This is a genomic window from Streptomyces sp. NPDC005962 (assembly GCF_040629205.1).
GTDB lineage: Bacteria > Actinomycetota > Actinomycetes > Streptomycetales > Streptomycetaceae > Streptomyces.
The window spans coordinates 593,220-609,718 of the sequence record NZ_JBEXVE010000002.1 but is presented as its reverse complement, the minus strand read 5'-3'; the positions used below and the strand labels follow the sequence as shown (position 1 = coordinate 609,718).

The following is a 16,499-nucleotide window of genomic DNA, read 5'->3' as shown; positions in this document are numbered from 1 at the left end:
GATTCGGGTCGGCCGCTCACGGGCCGTGCCGGGTGTTCGCCCTCGCGGCATCCCTCAGCCGCGAGCGGGTGTTCGGGACCCGGCTCAGTGTGGAGCCGGTATGGCGGAGGCCGATGGTCCGGTGGTCCGGACGGTGTCGCCGAACATTCGGTCCACCGAAGCCGGAGAGGCCGGATGACTGTAGTAGACGAGTCCCAGACGCTGATCGACCCGCCGCCCGCACCCGCCGCGGAGCCCGTGGCGCCGCCCGCCCTGTTCCCGGGGCGCGGCACCCACGCCGAGCGCACCCTCATGGACGTCCTCGGCGCGACGGCCCGCCGCCACCCCAACGCCCCCGCCGTCGACGACGGCAGGTCCGCGCTGAGCTACCGGGCGCTGCTGGCCGAGGTGGAGCGGGTGCGGCGGCGGCTGGCCGGGGAGGGAGTCGGCGTCGGCGACCGGGTGGGCATCCGCGTGCCGTCCGGGACCGCCGATCTGTACGTCGGGATTCTCGCCGTGCTGGCCGCCGGTGCGGCGTATGTGCCGGTGGACGCGGAGGACCCGGACGAGCGCGCCGAGCTGGTCTTCTCCGAGGCCGGGGTGAGCGTGATACTCGGCGCCGGGCTGGACATGACGGTGCGCGCCGAGCCGCACGGCGGCCCTGGCCGCCCGGGGCCCGGCGACGACGCGTGGATCATCTTCACCTCCGGTTCGACCGGCAAGCCCAAGGGCGTCGCCGTCAGCCACCGCAGCGCGGCCGCGTTCGTGGACGCCGAGGCCGGGCTCTTCCTGGCCGATGAGCCGATGGGCCCGGGCGACCGGGTGCTGGCCGGTCTCTCGGTGGCCTTCGACGCGTCCTGCGAGGAGATGTGGCTCGCGTGGCGCAGCGGCGCCTGTCTGGTGCCCGCGCCCCGGTCGCTGGTACGTACCGGTGTCGACCTCGGCCCGTGGCTGGTCGAGCAGGAGATCACCGTGGTCTCCACGGTTCCCACGCTGGCGGCGCTGTGGCCGGTGGAGGCGCTGGACGACGTACGGCTGCTGATCTTCGGCGGTGAGGCGTGCCCGCCGGAGCTGGCCGAGCGGATGGCGGTCGAGGACCGTGAGGTGTGGAACACCTACGGCCCGACCGAGGCCACCGTCGTGGCGTGCGCCGCGCAGCTGACCGGCGAGGACCCGGTGCGGATCGGGCTGCCGCTCGACGGCTGGGAGCTGGCGGTCGTGGACTCCCGGGGCGAGGTCGTCCCCATGGGCGAGGTCGGCGAGCTGGTGATCGGCGGGGTCGGTCTGGCCCGCTACCTCGATCCGGCGAAGGACGCCGAGAAGTACGCCCCGCTCCCGGCGCTGGGCTGGTCGCGGGCGTACCGCAGCGGTGACCTGGTGCGCGCCGAGGAGGAGGGGCTGCTGTTCGTCGGCCGGGCCGACGAACAGGTCAAGCTGGGCGGCCGCCGGATCGAGCTGGGCGAGGTGGACGCCGCGCTGCAGGCGCTGCCGGGCGTGGCGGGTGCCGCGGCCGCGGTGCGGACGACGAAGGCGGGCCACCAGCTGCTGGTGGGCTACGTCGTTCCCGAAGAAGAGACCGGCTTCGACCAGGCGGACGCGCTGGACCGGCTGCGCGAGGTGCTGCCCGCCGCGCTGGTGCCGCTGCTCGCGGTGGTCGGCACGCTGCCCACCCGTACCTCCGGCAAGGTGGACCGGGCCGCGCTGCCCTGGCCGCTGCCGGGTATCGGCACGGCCGCGGCCGCGGACGCGCTGACCGGAACCGAGAGCTGGCTGGCCGGGCTGTGGGGCGAGGTGCTGGGCACCCCGGCGAGCGGGCCGGACGCCGACTTCTTCGCGGCGGGCGGCGGCAGTCTGGCCGCCGCGCAGCTCGTCTCGCGCATCCGGGACCGCTACCCCAGCGGCTCGGTCAGTGACATCTACCAGAACCCGCGGCTGGGCGCGCTCGCCCGGACGCTGGACGCGCTGCGCGCCGAGGCGACGGCCCCGCGCACCGTACGGCCCGTCCCCCGGCGCACCGGGGTCGCGCAGACGCTGCTGACGCTGCCGCTGCTGACGGTCGCCGGGCTGCGCTGGGGCGTGGCCGCGGCCGCCGTCCTCAACGTGCTCCACCTCCTCGGTTCCGCGCCCTGGGCGCCCACCGTGTCCTGGTGGTGGATCGCGCTCGGCTGGCTGTTCTTCGTATCGCCGCCGGGCCGGATCGCGATCGCCGCGGGCGGTGCGCGGCTGCTGCTGCGGGGGCTGAGGCCGGGGACGTACCCGCGCGGCGGCGGCGTCCATCTGCGGCTGTGGACGGCCGAGCGGCTGTCCGAACTGAGCGGTGCCACCGGCCTGTCGGGCAGCTGGCTCACCCACTACGCCCGGGCGCTGGGCGTGCGGATCGGCTCGGACGTCGATCTGCACGCGCTGCCGCCGGTGACCGGGATGCTCAAGCTCGGCAAGGGCAGCGCGGTCGAGCCCGAGGTCGATCTGTCCGGCCACTGGCTGGACGGCGACCGGCTGCGGATCGGCCGCATCCGGATCGGTGCGGGCGCCACGGTCGGCGCGCGCAGCACCCTCTTCCCCGGCGCCCGGATCGGCAAGCGCGCCGAGATCGCCCCGGGGTCCGGGGTGACCGGTGCGGTGCCCGCGGGGCGCCGCTGGGCGGGCGTACCGGCCGCCAAGTCCGGCAAGGCGGCGCAGCACCGGCCCGAGGACCGGCCGCCGCGCACCCGCCGCTGGTCCATGGTGTACGGGGTCACCTCGCTGGGGCTGACCCTGCTGCCCACGCTGGCGCTGCTGCCCGCGCTCGCCGTCATCGCGCTGTTCGTCCGGGGCACGCACGAGGCGGGTCCGGCGCTGCTGCACGCGCTGGCCGCCGTGCCAGTGGCGACCGTGGCCGGGATGCTCGGCTACGCGCTGCTCATCCTGGCCGGGGTGCGGGCGCTCGGCATCGGCCTGCGCGCGGGCCGGCACCCCGTCCACGGGCGGATCGCCTGGCAGGCGTGGGCCACCGAACGGCTGATGGACATGGCGCGGGTGCATCTGTTCCCGCTGTACGCGAGCCTGTTCACCCCGGTGTGGCTGCGGGCGCTGGGGATGAAGGTCGGCCGCGACGTCGAGGCGTCCACGGTGCTGGCGCTGCCGTCGATGACGACGGTCGGCGACGGCGCGTTCCTCGCCGACGACACCATGATCGCCAGTTACGAACTGGGCGGCGGCCGGCTGCGGATCGCCGAGTCGCGGGTCGGCAAGATGGCGTTCCTCGGCAACTCCGGTATGGCCGCGGGCGGCAGCTCGGTCCCCAAGCGGGGTCTGGTCGGTGTGCTCTCCGCCGCGCCCAAGGGCGCCAAGGCGGGCAGCTCGTGGCTGGGGATGCCGCCGATGAGGCTGCCGCGGGCGGCCGAGGAGGGCGACCAGAGCCGTACGTACCGTCCGGCGCGGCGGCTGAAGTGGGCGCGCGGCGCCGTCGAACTGTGCCGGATCGTCCCCGTCATGGGTAGCGCGGCGCTCGCGGTGCTGGTGCTGGCCGCCTTCGCGGCGGTCGCCGGACGGTGGGGGTTCCCGGCCGCGCTGGCGGGCGGCGGCGTGCTGCTGTTCACGGGCGGCGTGGTGGCGTGCGTCGTGGCGGTGCTGGCCAAGTGGCTGCTGGTGGGCCGGTTCAGGGCCACCGAACGGCCGCTGTGGAGCTCGTTCGTGTGGCGTACCGAGCTGGCGGACACCTTTGTGGAGGTGCTGGCCGTACCGTGGCTGGCGGGGGCCGTGTCCGGTACGCCGCTGATGAACTGGTGGCTGCGGGGGCTCGGCGCGCGCATCGGGCGCGGGGCGTGGTGCGAGACGTACTGGCTGCCCGAAGCCGACCTGGTGGGGATCGGCGCCGGAGCGAGCGTGAACCGGGGGTGTGTGGTGCAGACGCATCTCTTCCACGACCGGATCATGCGCATGGACAAGGTGGTGCTGGAGGAGGGCGCCACTCTGGGCCCGCACGGCATCGTGCTGCCGGGCGCCACGGTCGGCGCGTGTGCCACGGTGGGTCCGGCGTCGCTGGTGATGCGCGGCGAGGCACTGCCCGCGGGTACCCGGTGGCTCGGCAACCCGATCGCGGCGTGGCAGCCGGAGAAGGAGCGGGACATGCGGAAGACGGAGGGCACGGCGAAGTGAGCAGGGGCAAGGGCGGCCGGGCGCAGGCGGCGCCCGGCGGCGTGACCGGCGCGGACCGGTCCGGGGACTCGTATCTGCCCGGGCACGGCAACGGCGGCTACCGGGTGACCCATTACGACCTGGAGCTGACCTGCCGTCCGAGCACCGGGCGGCTCTCGGGCCGGGCCCGGATCTCGGCGGTCGCCGAGCCGGGCGCGGCGGGCGAGCCGCTGTCCGGGTTCAGCCTCGACCTGGGCGCGTTCCGGGTCGACGGGGTGCTGGTCGACGGGGTCCGCGCGGCCCGCTACACCCACCGGGCGGACAAGCTGCGCGTCCGCCCGGCCCGCCCGCTGCCCGCCGGTGAGCCGTTCACCGTCGAGGTGCGGTACGTCGGGGTGCCCCGGCCGGTGAAGACCCGGCACTGGGGCGAATTGGGCTGGGAGCAGCTGGAGGACGGGGCGCTGGTGGCGGGCCAGCCGATCGGCGCGCCGTCCTGGTTCCCGTGCGACGACCACCCGGCGGCCAAGGCGTCGTACCGGGTCTCGGTGACCGCGCCGTCACCGTACACGGTGGTCGCGGCGGGCACGCTGGACTCGTGCACGGTCAGCGCCTCCACCACGACCTGGGTGTACGAGCATCCGGCGCCGATGTCCAGCTATCTCGCCACTGTCCAGATCGGCCTGTACGACCTGGTCGAGCTGACGGACCCGGCGGTGAGCGCGGTGCCGCAGCGGGCTGCCGTCCCGCCGAGGCTGCGTGACCGCTTCGACCACGATTTCGCCCGGCAGACCCGGATGATGGCCGCTTTCCAGGACCTCTTCGGCCCGTATCCGTTCGACGAGTACGCGGTGGTGGTGACGGACGACGAGCTGGAGGTGCCGGTCGAGGCGCAGACGCTGTCCGTCTTCGGCTCCAACCATGTCGACGGGCAGCGCGGCTGTGAGCGGCTGGTGGCCCATGAGCTGGCCCACCAGTGGTTTGGCAACAGCCTGAGCCTCGCCGACTGGCGCCACATCTGGCTGAACGAGGGCTTCGCCAAGTACGCCGAGTGGCTGTGGTCGGAGGTCTCCGGCGGCGCCCCGGCCGCCGTCCACGCCGCCCGGTTCCGGGCCGCGATGGCGGAGCAGCCGCAGGATCTGCTGGTCGCGGACCCGGGCATGCCCCGGATGTTCGACGACCGGCTCTACCACCGGGGTGCCCTGACGCTGCACGCGCTGCGTACGGTCGTCGGGGACGACGCCTTCTTCGCGGTGCTGCGGGAGTGGACGGCCACCCACCGCCACGCCACCGTCACCACCGAGGAGTTCACGGCCCTGGCGCAGCGCCACACGGCGCAGCCCCTGGACGCGCTGTTCACCGCGTGGCTCCGCACTCCCCGGCTGCCGGAACTCCCCGGTGGCGGCGGTCCGGTGTAAGGCGTCCGTTTCGCTTCAGGTCTCGTGACGTTTCAACTCACGGCTCCCGCAGGCCACTTCATTCCTCCCGGACGGCCTGATACTGGTGTCATCGCCGGACACCTGGAGGAGCCATGCCCGCACCTCTGTTCAGCCGTCGCCACGGTATGCGCGCCGCGGCCGCCGCGGCCCTCGGACTTCCGCTCGCCACCTCGCCGGAGGCCCGGGCCGCGGCCGCGGGACCGGCCGAGGCCACTGGCTTCGACCTTCCCGTGAGCGGCTCGCGGCTGCACACCATGACCTTCAACCTGCGCTACGCCAGCGACACCGCGCCCAACACCTGGGCGCAGCGGCGCCCCGTCATGCGGGAGCTGCTGCACCGCGCGGAGCCCCATCTGCTGGGCACCCAGGAGGGGCTGTACGGCCAGCTGCGCGATATCGCCGCCGATCTGGGCCCGCGCTACGACTGGCTCGGCACGGGGCGGGCGGGTGGCAGCCGCGACGAGTTCATGGCCGTCTTCTACGACACCAGACGGCTGGAGCCGCTGGAGTACGACCACTTCTGGCTGTCCGACACCCCGTATGTGATCGGCTCGAACACCTGGGGCGGCGCGGTGGTGCGCATGGTCACCTGGGTGCGTTTCCACGACCTGGCCACCGACCGGCAGTTCTACGCCCTCAACACCCATCTCGACCACTTGAGCCAGTACGCCCGGGAGCGCGCCGCCGGGCTGATCACCGAGCGGCTGGGCGGGCTGGACCCGGCCCTCCCCCGCGTCGTCACCGGGGACTTCAACGTGGCCGCCCACCGCAACCCGGTCTACGACACCATGCTGAACGGCGGCGCGCTGGCCGACGCGTGGGAGGCCGCCGACGGGCGCAGCAAGCTGTACGCGACCTTCCACGGCTACAAGCCACTGGTCCCGGACGGCGACCGCATCGACTGGATTCTCACCTCGCCGGGCGTACGGACCCGCTACGCCGCCATCAACACCTACTCCCGGGGCGGGCAGTTCCCCAGCGACCATCTGCCGGTGCACGCGGTGCTGGAGCTGTGACCCGCGCCGTCCGCCGCCCACCCGAGAAGTGGCGGGCGGCGGGCGGCGTTTATATGTGTCAGGCGCCCTCGCGCAGGAAGAGTTCCACGACCGGCACCCCGACATCGGGCCGGACCACTGGCAGCGACAGGGTCAGGGTGCCGGGCGGCTGGCCGCCGAGCGTGGTGTTCTGGGCCGCGGCCGAGGGGTCGATCTCGCGGTAGTGGATCTCGGACGCGTCGTGCAGCAGCTGCGCGTACTCGACCTTGCCCGCCAGGCCGGGGAGGTGCACATGGGTGAACGGCCAGGAGAAGAGGTGGAGGTAGAGGCGGTTGCCGCGCTGGGTGTAGCGGGTGTCGACCGGGGCGGGGTGTGCGGAGGGTCCCGCGCCGTAGATCGAGCGGTCGTGGCGGGACATCCACTCCCCGATGCCCTCCAGCGTGGCGACGGCGATCGGGTCCAGTTCACCACGCCCGGTGGGTCCGACGTTCAGCAGCATGTTGCCGTTCTTGGCGACACCGTCGATGAGCATCCGCAGGAGGAGTTCGACGCTCTTGACGTTGAGGTTGTCGCGGTCGTAGCCCCAGCTGCCGTTGAGGGTCTGGCACGCCTCCCAGACCACCGGCTCGCCGTCGACCTCCATGGGCTTGTCGGGCTGGTACTGCTCGGGTGTGACGAGGTCGCCGGGGATTTCGAGCCGGTCGTTCACGATGATCTCGGGCTGGAGGCGGCGGGTGAGCGCGAGAAGCTCTTCGGAGCCCCATTCCTCGGCCCCCTTGGCGTTGAACACCTCGCTGTGCCGGCCCCGCTTGTACGAGAAGTCGTAGAACAGGTAATCGATACGGCCGTAGTCGGTCAGCAGCTCCTCCACCTGGCCGTGCAGGTAGGCGCGGTACCGGGCCATGTCGCGGCCCTCGTTGAGCCGCTCGATGTCCTCCGGCGGGTCGTCGCGGCGCGGGTGGAGGCCGTCGACGACGAAGTCGGGGTGGTGCCAGTCGATGAGCGAGTGGTAGAAGCCGACGCGCAGCCCCTCGGCGCGCACGGCGTCGACGAACTCGCGGACCAGGTCCTTGCCGATGGGGGTGTTCACCGAGGTGTAGTCCGTCAGCTTCGAGTCCCACAGGCAGAAGCCGTCGTGGTGCTTGGTCGTGAGCACCACGTACTTCATTCCGGCGCGCTTGGCGGACCGGGCCCACGCACGGGGGTCGTAGAGGTCCGGTTCGAAGTGGCGGAAGTAGCGGTCGTAGTCCTCCTCCGTGATCCGCTCACGGTTCTTCACCCACTCGTGGCGGGCCGGCAGCGCGTAGAGGCCCCAGTGGACGAACATGCCGAAGCGGTCCTCGGTGAACCAGGCGGGGATGGCCATTGAAGCGGGTTCCTTTCGGGGAAGGGCTGCGGTTCAGCGGCCGCCGAGGCCGCTGGTGACGATGCCGCGGACGAGGTGCTTCTGCAGCAGGACGAGGATGACCACAGTCGGCAGCATCGAGATCACCGACGCCGCCATGACCAGGCTCCACTCGCTGCCCTGCTGGCCGAAGAACGCCTGCAGACCGAGCGGGATGGTGGCGTGTGCGTTGACGTCGTTGACGATGACCAGCGGCCACAGGAACGAGTTCCAGTAGTTGATGAAGGTGAAGACCGCGAGCACCGCGAGGGTGGGACGGGCCAGCGGGACCATCACCTCGAAGAAGGTGCGTACAGTGCCCGCGCCGTCGACCCGGGCGGCGTCGTCGAGTTCCTGCGGCACGGTCAGGAAGAACTGGCGCAGGAGGAACGCGCCGAGGGCGGTGAACGCCCACGGGATGATGAGCGCCTGGAAGGTGTCCACCCAGCCCAGGTTCTGCATCATCACGTACATCGGGATGACGAGGACGTCCTGCGGGATCATCAGGGTGGCCAGGAACAGCATGAACACGAGGCCGCTGCCGCGCCAGCGCAGCCGCGAGAAGGCGTAGCCGCTGAAGGCGGCGACCGAGACGTTGATGGCCGTTCCGACGGCGGCGACGACGATCCCGTTCAGGATGAAGCGGCCGAAGGGCTGGTAGCTGAAGACGTCGGCGTAGTTCTGCCACCTCAGTTCCGAGCCCCACAGCGTCGGCGGGGTCGTGAACACGTCCGCGTCGGGCTTGAGGCTCGTGGCGACCATGTAGATGAGGGGAGCCATGAAGATCAGCGCGATGAGGCACAGGATCGCGTAGCCGATGGCGTGCCGCACCCGCGGGACGAGCCCCGCGGCCTGTGCGGGCTGTACACGCTTCCCCGCGCTGTGACGTCCCACGTGTCCTCCGATGACCCGTTCGGCCGGCCGGAACACCCGCGTGCTGCTACTCATAGTGCACCCAACGCTTCTGACCGAGGAATTGGACCGCTGTGATGCCGAGAATGATGACGAACAGCACCCATGCGCCCGCCGAGGCGAGTCCGAGCTGCTGATTCTGGAAGCCGGTGTTGTAGATGTACTGGACGAGCGTTTCGGTGGCCGTTCCGGGACCGCCCTTGGTCAGCAGGAAGGGCTGGACGAACACCTGGAACGAGGTGATGAGCGTCATCATCGTCGCGAAGAATATCGACGGCGAGATCGCCGGGAATTTGACGAGCCAGAAGGTGCGCCACGCGTTCGCGCCGTCGAGCTGCGCCGCTTCGAGCTGATTCTCCGGCACCGCGTCGAGCGCCGCGGAGAAGATGAGCATGTTATAGCCGAATCCCGCCCAGACACTCATCGTGACGACCGCGATCATCGCCCACTGCTGGTCCGCGAGGAAATTGGGGGCACTTATCCCGATCGTCGACTGGAGCGTCGCGTCGATGAGTCCGTCGGGCTGGTACAGCATCCGCCAGACCACGGCGTTCGCCACGAGCGGGGTGATCGTCGGAATGAAGAACAGCACCCGGAAGATATGCCGGTGCCGGATACGCGGTGTCAGCCAGGCCGCGAGCCCGAGCGAGACCACGAGATTCAGCGGTACGTACAGCACCACATACAGGGCCGTATTGCGCACCACGACCCAGAAGATGGGGTCGGAGAAGAGTTTGCTGTAATTCGCGAATCCGCTCCATGAACGCTCGCCGATCATCGGCCAGTTCATGAAGCTCACGACGAGGGACGCGAGGATCGGGACCACCGTGAACAACGCCAGCCCGACCGAGTGCGGGGTGGCGAACGCCGCTCCCCACCAGGACCGGCGGCCGACTTCCCGGCCTCCTCCCTCCCGCTCCCCGTCCGCCTCGGCCGGGCCGCCCGCGCCCGCCACCGGTACCGTCGCCACTGCCGCCTCGGCCAGGGTGGGCTTCCGCGCGGCGGACCGCCGGGGCGCCGATTCGTGCATTCCGTGACCTCTTTCGTCCCCGCCGTCGGCGGGCGCCCTCACCGGCGCCCGCCGAAGCGTCACTTGCCTCACTGACCGAGCTGGCTCGCGATGGACTTCATCGTCTGCGCACCCGACTGCTGTCCGTTGACGGCCTGGATTCCGTACTGCGCGAACAGCTGGCCGAGCTGATCGCCCTGCTTGGTGCTCGGCAGCGGGGTCGAGGCCTTCTGCGCCGTCTTGAGGACGTTCTCGACGCCGGCGATGTGCGCGTTGTCGTACCAGGCCTGCTGCGCCGCGGTGCGCCCGGGGAAGGCCCGGCCCTGTTCGGCCAGCGACTTCAGCACCGGCTGGCTCGTCATCGTCTTGATGGCCTTGAACGCCGCGTCGGGATACTTGCACTGCTTCGAGACGCCGAAGCCGGACCCCGCCGAGAAGGTCGACGGTCCGCCGGAGTTGCCCACCGGGATGGTCGTCACGCCGATGGGGAACTTTGCCTTCCCCTTCTGGCTGAGCAGGGACCAGGGCCCGTCGGTGTACATGCCGACTTTCTTGGAGACGAAGTCGCTGGCCGGGACCGACGTGTCCGAGCTGGCCTGAGTGGCGACGCCGCCCTTCACGAGCGAGGAGAGCCAGTCGAGGCCCTTCGCGAACTTCGCGTTCGTCGGGTCGAGGGTTCCGCCGTCCTTGACGACGCGGCCGCCGTTGTACCCGAGAATCATCGATTCGAGGTTCATGTCCGCGATCGTCGAGCCGAACATCTTCTTTCCCGCCGCCTTGAACTTCGCCGCGGTCGCCTTGAAGTCGGAAAGAGTCCAGCCCGGCTTCGGGTCCTTGGCTCCCACCTGCTTGAACAGGTCCTTGTTGTAGAAAAGGAGCATGGGCCCGGTGTCATACGGCAGGGCGTACAGCTTGCCGTCGACCTTCATGCCGTTGAGGGCGGTGCTGTCGAACTCCGACAGATTGACTCCGTCCTTCTTCGCGTAGGAGTCGAGCGGCAGCATGACATCCGTATAGTTCGCGGCGCGAATGCTCTGGATGCTGACGATACACGGCGCGGTTCCCGCGCTGAGCTGCGTGCGCAGCTTGGTGAAGTAATCCTCGAACGGCGCACCCTGAATGGTGACCTTCGCGCCGCCGTCCTTCTTGACCGCGTCGGCGACCTTTTGCCAGGCCGCCTTGTCCGCCGAACCGGCGATCCACATCGACCAGGTGAGCTTGTCCTTCGACTGGCCGGATGTACCGCCGCCGGAGGAACATCCCGACAAGGTGAGACCCAAAGCGGCAGCCGCCGCGGTGGCACTCACCAGGAGTCGTCTTTTCATAACAGTGTCCACTTCATTTTCCGTGCTCACATGGACGTACTCCGGCAGCACGGAACGCGCGTGCGGATGCTGGAGAGAAGCCGCCGACCGCTGCGGGGGCGCGGGGCGTGACGAGATGAGGTGAGGAACGTCAGATGCCGGGTAAGGCGTTGATCCGACCCACTGTGACTCCTTCGGCCGGTCCCATTTACCAGGACGCATCGGCATCAGAACATCCGATGTATTGGGGTGTCAAGGCGTCGTACGGCCCTATTTCCCTGGCGATCGTCCCCCGGGTGGACGGCCATAGTTGGGATGTCTCTTCGCGCCGCTCGCGGGGGTTCCGACGGGCCGGGGGCCCGGTGCCTTACCCCTGCCGGGCGGGCCCGGGGAGGACCACCCTGCGCGGGGGCGGAACATCCGATGTGTTCCCTCGGACGGGTTGTGGTCCCTTGGACGGTTGTGTTCCCTCGGACGGTTTCCCTCGGACGGTCAGCCCAGCAGCCGCCGCTCGGTGGCGACGGCGACCGCGCCCGCCCGGGTGTCCACTCCCAGCTTGCCGTAGATCCGTCCGAGGTGAGTCTTCACCGTGGCCTCGCTGATGAACAGGGCCCGGGCGATCTCCCGGTTTCCCAGCCCCCGGGCGAGCTGCTGGAGGATGTCCCGCTCACGCTCGGAGAGGGCGGGGCGGGGCGTGCGCAGCTGGGCCATCAGCCGGTCGGCGACCGGCGCCGACAGCGCGGTGCGCCCGGCCGCCGCGTTCCGTATCGCCGCGAACAGCTCCTCGGGGCGCTCGGCCTTGAGCAGATAGCCGGTGGCGCCCGCCTCGATGGCCCGGGCGATGTCCGCGTCGGTGTCGAACATGGTGAGCACCAGCACCCGCGGGGCCGGGTCCTCGGCTGCCGCCCCGGCGCCAAAGGCCAGTCGGCGGGTGGCCTCCACCCCGTCCATACCGTCTCCGAGCTGCAGGTCCATGAGCACCACATCGGGCCGTACGCGGGCGGCCATGGCGAGCGCCTCCTCGCCGCTGCCCGCCTCGCCGACCACCTCGATGCCCGCGGTGCTGGACAGCAGCGCGAGCAGCCCGGCGCGCACCACGGCGTGGTCGTCACACAGCAGCAGCCGGATGGGCGGGGTGGCGTCGGTGGCGGTCATGGTACGGCGGTCCTCCATGGGCGAGTGGCTCTGGGCGTCAGGTGGCGGGGGATGTCAGGTGGCGGGGTGGACGTCAGGTGGCGAGGGGGACGGCCGCCGATACGACCGTGCCCTCCCCCCGGGTGGATTCGACGGTGAGCGTGCCCCCCAGCTGCCCTGCCCGCACCCGCATGGCGGGCAGCCCGTGGCCACGCTCCCGGCCGGTCTCCGCTGCCCGCGGGCGCTCGGGGTCGAAGCCGCGGCCGTTGTCGGCGATGTCCAGGGAGATCTGATCGTCCAGCCAGGTCAGGGTGAGGGCGGCCCGGGTCGCCCAGGCGTGTTCCCGTACGTTGGCCAGGGCGCCCTGCGCGATGCGCAGCAGCGCCGCCTCGACCCGCTCCGGCACCGGGCCCGGCACACCGTCGAGCCGGAAGCCGACGGTCAGCCCGTCGCCGCACTCCCGGTCGGCGAGCGCGCGCAGCGCCTCGGCGAGGGTGCGGTCGGCGAGGTCGGCGGGTGCCAGGTCATGGACGAACCGGCGGGCCTCGGCGAGGCTGCGGGACGCGATCTCGGCCGCGTCCCGCATATGGCGGCGGGCGGCGTCCGGGTCCGTCCCCCAGGTGCGGTCGGCGGCCTGGAGCAGCATCTGCTGGCTGGACAGGCCTTGCGCGAGGGTGTCGTGGATCTCGCTCGCCAGCCGCTGCCGTTCGGTGAGAATGCCCGCCCGCCGCTCGGTGGCGGCCAGGTCGCGGCGGGTGCGGACCAGGTCGTCGATCAGGACGCGCTGCCGGGCCGCCTGGCGCTGCAGATGGACCAGGACGGCGGTGGCGACGGCACTGATGGCCAGCGGGGCGATCACCACATTGGGGTTGAGCCCCGCGTGGGACAGCCGCAGCTCGGTGGCGACGACCAGCACGGTGAGGACGGCGGCCAGGGGCACCGCGGTGCGCACGGGCAGCGTCTGCAGTCCGGTGAACAGGAGCGGCATGGCACACCATGTGGCGCTCGGGGCGAGGGCGAGCAGCCCGGCCCAGACCACCGACACCGCCCCCAGCCAGGCCAGATGCCGTGCGCTCGGCCGGGCGCCGGGGCGTGGCGCGGGGGCCAGGAGCCGCCCGAGCACGTACAGCAGCCCGAAGGCGACGAACAGGGCGACGGCGTATCCGGTGCGGGTCTGGCTCTGGTCGCGGGTCAGGAAGCGGATCAGTGACGAGCCGAGCAGCAGCAGGAACGCCCCGTCCATGACCCATCGCAGCCACCGGGCGTCCGGATCGGCCCACTCGCCCTCCCCCACCGGAGCCCTTCCCGCCGGAGCCCTCCCCTCGGGTGCCTCCCCCGCCGGACCGCACCACATCGCCGCACCCCTCACTGCCTCGCCCGTCCCTTCGCACCGGCCATCCCCCAGCCAGTCCTATTACGAGGTACCGCGCTCCGCATCATCCGATCGGTTGACCCCGCCCTCACCCGAACCGCCTCCGGCCGGTGGCCGGTCTGCCGACGCCGACGGCCGTCACCCGCACGGATGCTGAAGTCCAGGGGCCGCGACACGCACCCCGCCTCCCGTGGAAAGGATCGTTCATGCCCGCCAAGAACGTCACCGTCAACCGCGCCAGCCTCGGCCACCGCGTCTCGTACGCGCTCCGTCACCCCGAGCGCGTACCGCGCTATGTGGTGCGGGCCACCCGGGACGCCTGGCTGCGCTACCGCTGGCCGGACCATGTCTCCTACTACCGCGCCGTGATGCGTTCCGACACCGCTGTCAACGCGGACCTGGCGGTCGGCGGCCGTACCCGGGAGCGGTGGCTGGCGCTGGGCGCGATGCAGTTCGACTATCTGGTGAAGCACGGGCTGCGCCCCGAGCACCGCATGCTGGAGATCGGCTGTGGCAATCTGCGCGCGGGGTGGCGCTTCATCCGGCACCTCGACCCCGGCCACTACTACGGCATCGACATCTCCCCCGACATCCTGGTCGCCGCGCAGGAAACCCTTGTCCACACCGAGCTGCAGGACCGGCTTCCCACCCTCACCCCCGTCCTCGACCTCACCCTGCGCTTCCTGCCCGAGGCACACTTCGACGTCGTCCACGCCCACAGCGTGTTCTCCCACTCCCCGCTGCCGGTCATCGACGAGTGCCTGGCCAACGTGGGCCGGGTCCTGGCGCCGGGCGGCTGGTTCGACTTCACCTTCGACCGCACCGAGGGCAAGGAGCACCAGGTCCTGAGGGAGGACTTCTACTACCGCACCGAAACCCTCGTCGACCTCGCCCGGAAACACGGTCTGGCGGCCCGCTTCATGGAGGACTGGGAGGACCTTCCGCACGGCCAGTCCAAGATCCGCGTCACCCACGGCAGCTGAGACGTCATGCGGCGGCGGCTGCGCGCCGTCGGCGGATCAGGGCGGCGGCCAGGACGCTGACCAGCGCACCGCCGAGGGCGTAGGCGGTCAGCACGGCCAGGTTGACGGTGATGCCGTGGCCGGAGAAGTACATGGTGTGGCGTACGGCATGGGTGGCGGCGCCGTTGGGGAGGGCGGGGCTCAGCGCCCGCCAGAACGGGGGCAGCAGCTCGGGGCCGTAGGCGCCACCGGCGCTGGGGTTGCCGAGGACCACGAACAGCAGGATCGTGACGCCGATGCCCAGCACGCCGAAGAGCACCTGGAAGGCGATCGTCATGGCGGCGGCGCCGAAGACGACCAGGGCTCCGATCGCCGACAGGGCGAGGAAGTGGCCGTTCAGGGCTCCGAGCAGCGGGCCCACGATCGCCGCGCCGCCCAGACCGGACAGCACCGCGTACGGCACGGCGGCCAGCAGTCGCCGCCCGGCGCCGCGCGCCGTGGCCGGGCGGGCGCCGAGGGACATGCCCAGCAGCGCGGCGAACAGATAGCCGCCCACCGTCCAGCCCACCACCAGGTAGAAGCTGCTCAAGCCGCGGGCGTCACCCGCCTGGGCGGGAAACGCGTCGACGACGGACGCGGTGCGGGACTGAGCCTTCTCGGCCTTCTCGATCACCGTTTCCAGTGCGGTGGCCGTGGAAGCGCCACCGGAACCGGCGACCAGGAGGGTGTCCGTACGGGAGCCGGGCTTCACGATGAGCGCGCCGCTGATCTCCCCCGTACGCAGCCGCTCGCGGGCCGTGGCCTCATCGGTGGCGGTGGCCTTCAGGGGCTGACCGGGTATCCCGTTGAGCTTCTCCGCCGCGTCTGGGGCCATCCGCTGCGGCGCCGCGACCGCGATCGGGATGCGGTGCGGCTGGGGGTTGTGGAACGCCCCCACGTACGACAGGACGAAGCCCAGTTGCAGCAGCAGCGCGCCGACGAGCATCGCCGCGACGCGCGGCGGAACCGCGCCGCGCAACCGGTCCCGCACCGGCTCCGCGCTTCGCGCCGGGGTCTCCACCTGGTCCGTATCCACCTGGTCCGTCTCCACCTGACTCACTGATCCGCACTTCCTCAATCACCGACATCACGAACAAGTTCGATACAGCACTGTATCGGATACACGAGTGTATCGAACTAGGATGGGGGGCATGACGGAAGCCAGTAACAGCGCACTCGACCGCCGGGCGCTGCGCAGCGGACGGCGCGCGGACGGCACCCCCACGCGCGTCACCCGGCGCCGGGCCGAGACCCGGGAACGGCTGCTGGCCGCGGCGCTCACGGTCTTCGCGGAGCGCGGCTTCGGCCGCGTGGGGATCGAGGAGGTCTGCGAGGCCGCCGGGTATACGCGCGGCGCCTTCTACTCCAACTTCGACAGCCTCGACGAGCTGTTCTTCGCGCTCTACGAGCGGCAGGCCACGCTCATGACGGACCAGGTGCGGGACGCGCTGGACGGCGCCGCCCCCGACGAGGGGCTGGCGGCCCTGCTGGACCGGGTGGTGGGCGCGCTGCTCATCGACCGCACCTGGGTCCTGGTACGCACCGACTTCATGCTGTATGCGGCGCGCGACCCGGACACCGCGGCGGCCCTGATCCGGCACCGCGAGGCGTTGCGCGAAACGCTCCAGCCGATCGTGACCGCCTTCGTCGACCCCGACACCATGCCGCCCGGGCTGCGCGACCCCGAGTCCCTGACGGCGGCGGTCCTCACCATCCACGACGCGGCGGCCGGGCGGCTGCTGCTCGACCCGGACCTCGACGCGCTGCGGATCTGGCTGCGCGACATGCTCACCGCCCTGCTCACTCCCCGGCGCTGAGCGGTCGGGCAGAACGCACGGGAGGGGGTGGCGAGCGCGC

The 16,499-nt window shown here is 71.4% G+C and carries 12 protein-coding genes; 5 read left to right on the top strand and 7 right to left on the bottom strand.

The annotated features are described in order from the left end of the window. The first annotated feature begins 174 nt into the window (after nucleotides 1-174). From ABZ370_RS06190 to ABZ370_RS06180, 3 genes are all read left to right on the top strand, one after another. A complete protein-coding gene (locus ABZ370_RS06190; protein ID WP_358617117.1) occupies nucleotides 175-4,116 on the top strand; it encodes a Pls/PosA family non-ribosomal peptide synthetase in 3,942 nt (1,313 codons plus the stop codon). Continuing rightward, on the top strand, nucleotides 4,113-5,510 hold the full coding sequence (locus ABZ370_RS06185; protein ID WP_358617115.1) for a M1 family metallopeptidase: 1,398 nt from the start codon (nucleotides 4,113-4,115) through the stop codon (nucleotides 5,508-5,510). Before ABZ370_RS06190 ends, ABZ370_RS06185 begins: the two co-directional genes overlap by 4 nt. Before the next feature lie 113 nt (nucleotides 5,511-5,623). Then, complete coding sequence (locus ABZ370_RS06180; protein WP_358617113.1) at nucleotides 5,624-6,547, top strand: endonuclease/exonuclease/phosphatase family protein; 924 nt, start codon at nucleotides 5,624-5,626, stop codon at nucleotides 6,545-6,547. Nucleotides 6,548-6,605: 58 nt separating this feature from the next. Here the strand turns inward: ABZ370_RS06180 and ABZ370_RS06175 are convergent, their stop codons facing one another. The 6 genes from ABZ370_RS06175 to ABZ370_RS06150 all read right to left on the bottom strand — a co-directional run bounded on the left by ABZ370_RS06175 (nucleotide 6,606) and on the right by ABZ370_RS06150 (nucleotide 13,512). Continuing rightward, nucleotides 6,606-7,892, bottom strand: coding sequence for an alpha-L-fucosidase (locus ABZ370_RS06175; protein ID WP_358617111.1), 1,287 nt, complete (start codon nucleotides 7,890-7,892; stop codon nucleotides 6,606-6,608). Between the two features lie 33 nt (nucleotides 7,893-7,925). Then, nucleotides 7,926-8,804, bottom strand: coding sequence for a carbohydrate ABC transporter permease (locus tag ABZ370_RS06170; protein ID WP_358617109.1), 879 nt, complete (start codon nucleotides 8,802-8,804; stop codon nucleotides 7,926-7,928). A gap of 46 nt (nucleotides 8,805-8,850) precedes the next feature. After that, nucleotides 8,851-9,777 carry a sugar ABC transporter permease gene (locus ABZ370_RS06165; protein ID WP_358617107.1) on the bottom strand — a complete coding sequence of 309 codons (927 nt, stop codon included), beginning with the start codon at nucleotides 9,775-9,777 and terminating at the stop codon, nucleotides 8,851-8,853. 143 nt (nucleotides 9,778-9,920) lie between these two features. Then, nucleotides 9,921-11,138: a sugar ABC transporter substrate-binding protein gene (locus ABZ370_RS06160; protein ID WP_358617105.1), complete on the bottom strand. Its 1,218-nt coding sequence runs from the start codon at nucleotides 11,136-11,138 to the stop codon at nucleotides 9,921-9,923. Nucleotides 11,139-11,627: 489 nt separating this feature from the next. After that, on the bottom strand, nucleotides 11,628-12,290 hold the full coding sequence (locus ABZ370_RS06155; protein WP_358617103.1) for a response regulator transcription factor: 663 nt from the start codon (nucleotides 12,288-12,290) through the stop codon (nucleotides 11,628-11,630). A 73-nt stretch (nucleotides 12,291-12,363) separates the two neighbouring features. Next, nucleotides 12,364-13,512 (bottom strand): sensor histidine kinase, encoded by a 1,149-nt coding sequence (locus ABZ370_RS06150; RefSeq protein WP_358617442.1) that lies wholly within the window; start codon nucleotides 13,510-13,512, stop codon nucleotides 12,364-12,366. A gap of 335 nt (nucleotides 13,513-13,847) precedes the next feature. On the opposite strand from ABZ370_RS06150, the gene ABZ370_RS06145 reads away from it, so the two are divergent. Continuing rightward, on the top strand, nucleotides 13,848-14,624 hold the full coding sequence (locus tag ABZ370_RS06145) for a class I SAM-dependent methyltransferase (protein ID WP_358617101.1): 777 nt from the start codon (nucleotides 13,848-13,850) through the stop codon (nucleotides 14,622-14,624). A 4-nt stretch (nucleotides 14,625-14,628) separates the two neighbouring features. Here the strand turns inward: ABZ370_RS06145 and ABZ370_RS06140 are convergent, their stop codons facing one another. Then, nucleotides 14,629-15,702, bottom strand: a complete 1,074-nt coding sequence (locus ABZ370_RS06140) for a DUF3533 domain-containing protein (protein ID WP_358617099.1) — start codon at nucleotides 15,700-15,702, stop codon at nucleotides 14,629-14,631. Between the two features lie 91 nt (nucleotides 15,703-15,793). Between ABZ370_RS06140 and ABZ370_RS06135 the strand changes: the two genes are divergently transcribed. Then, nucleotides 15,794-16,459, top strand: a complete 666-nt coding sequence (locus ABZ370_RS06135; RefSeq protein WP_358617097.1) for a helix-turn-helix domain-containing protein — start codon at nucleotides 15,794-15,796, stop codon at nucleotides 16,457-16,459. Nucleotides 16,460-16,499 lie beyond the last annotated feature (40 nt).

Excerpts from the sequence above, each read along its gene's own strand:
- ABZ370_RS06190 (WP_358617117.1), top strand. The coding sequence starts at position 175 with ATGACTGTAGTAGACGAGTCCCAGACGCTGATCGACCCGCCGCCCGCA.
- ABZ370_RS06180 (WP_358617113.1), top strand. The coding sequence starts at position 5,624 with ATGCCCGCACCTCTGTTCAGCCGTCGCCACGGTATGCGCGCCGCGGCC.
- ABZ370_RS06175 (WP_358617111.1), bottom strand. The coding sequence starts at position 7,892 with ATGGCCATCCCCGCCTGGTTCACCGAGGACCGCTTCGGCATGTTCGTC.
- ABZ370_RS06155 (WP_358617103.1), bottom strand. The coding sequence starts at position 12,290 with ATGACCGCCACCGACGCCACCCCGCCCATCCGGCTGCTGCTGTGTGAC.
- ABZ370_RS06150 (WP_358617442.1), bottom strand. The coding sequence starts at position 13,512 with ATGGACGGGGCGTTCCTGCTGCTGCTCGGCTCGTCACTGATCCGCTTC.
- ABZ370_RS06145 (WP_358617101.1), top strand. The coding sequence starts at position 13,848 with ATGCCCGCCAAGAACGTCACCGTCAACCGCGCCAGCCTCGGCCACCGC.
- ABZ370_RS06135 (WP_358617097.1), top strand. The coding sequence starts at position 15,794 with ATGACGGAAGCCAGTAACAGCGCACTCGACCGCCGGGCGCTGCGCAGC.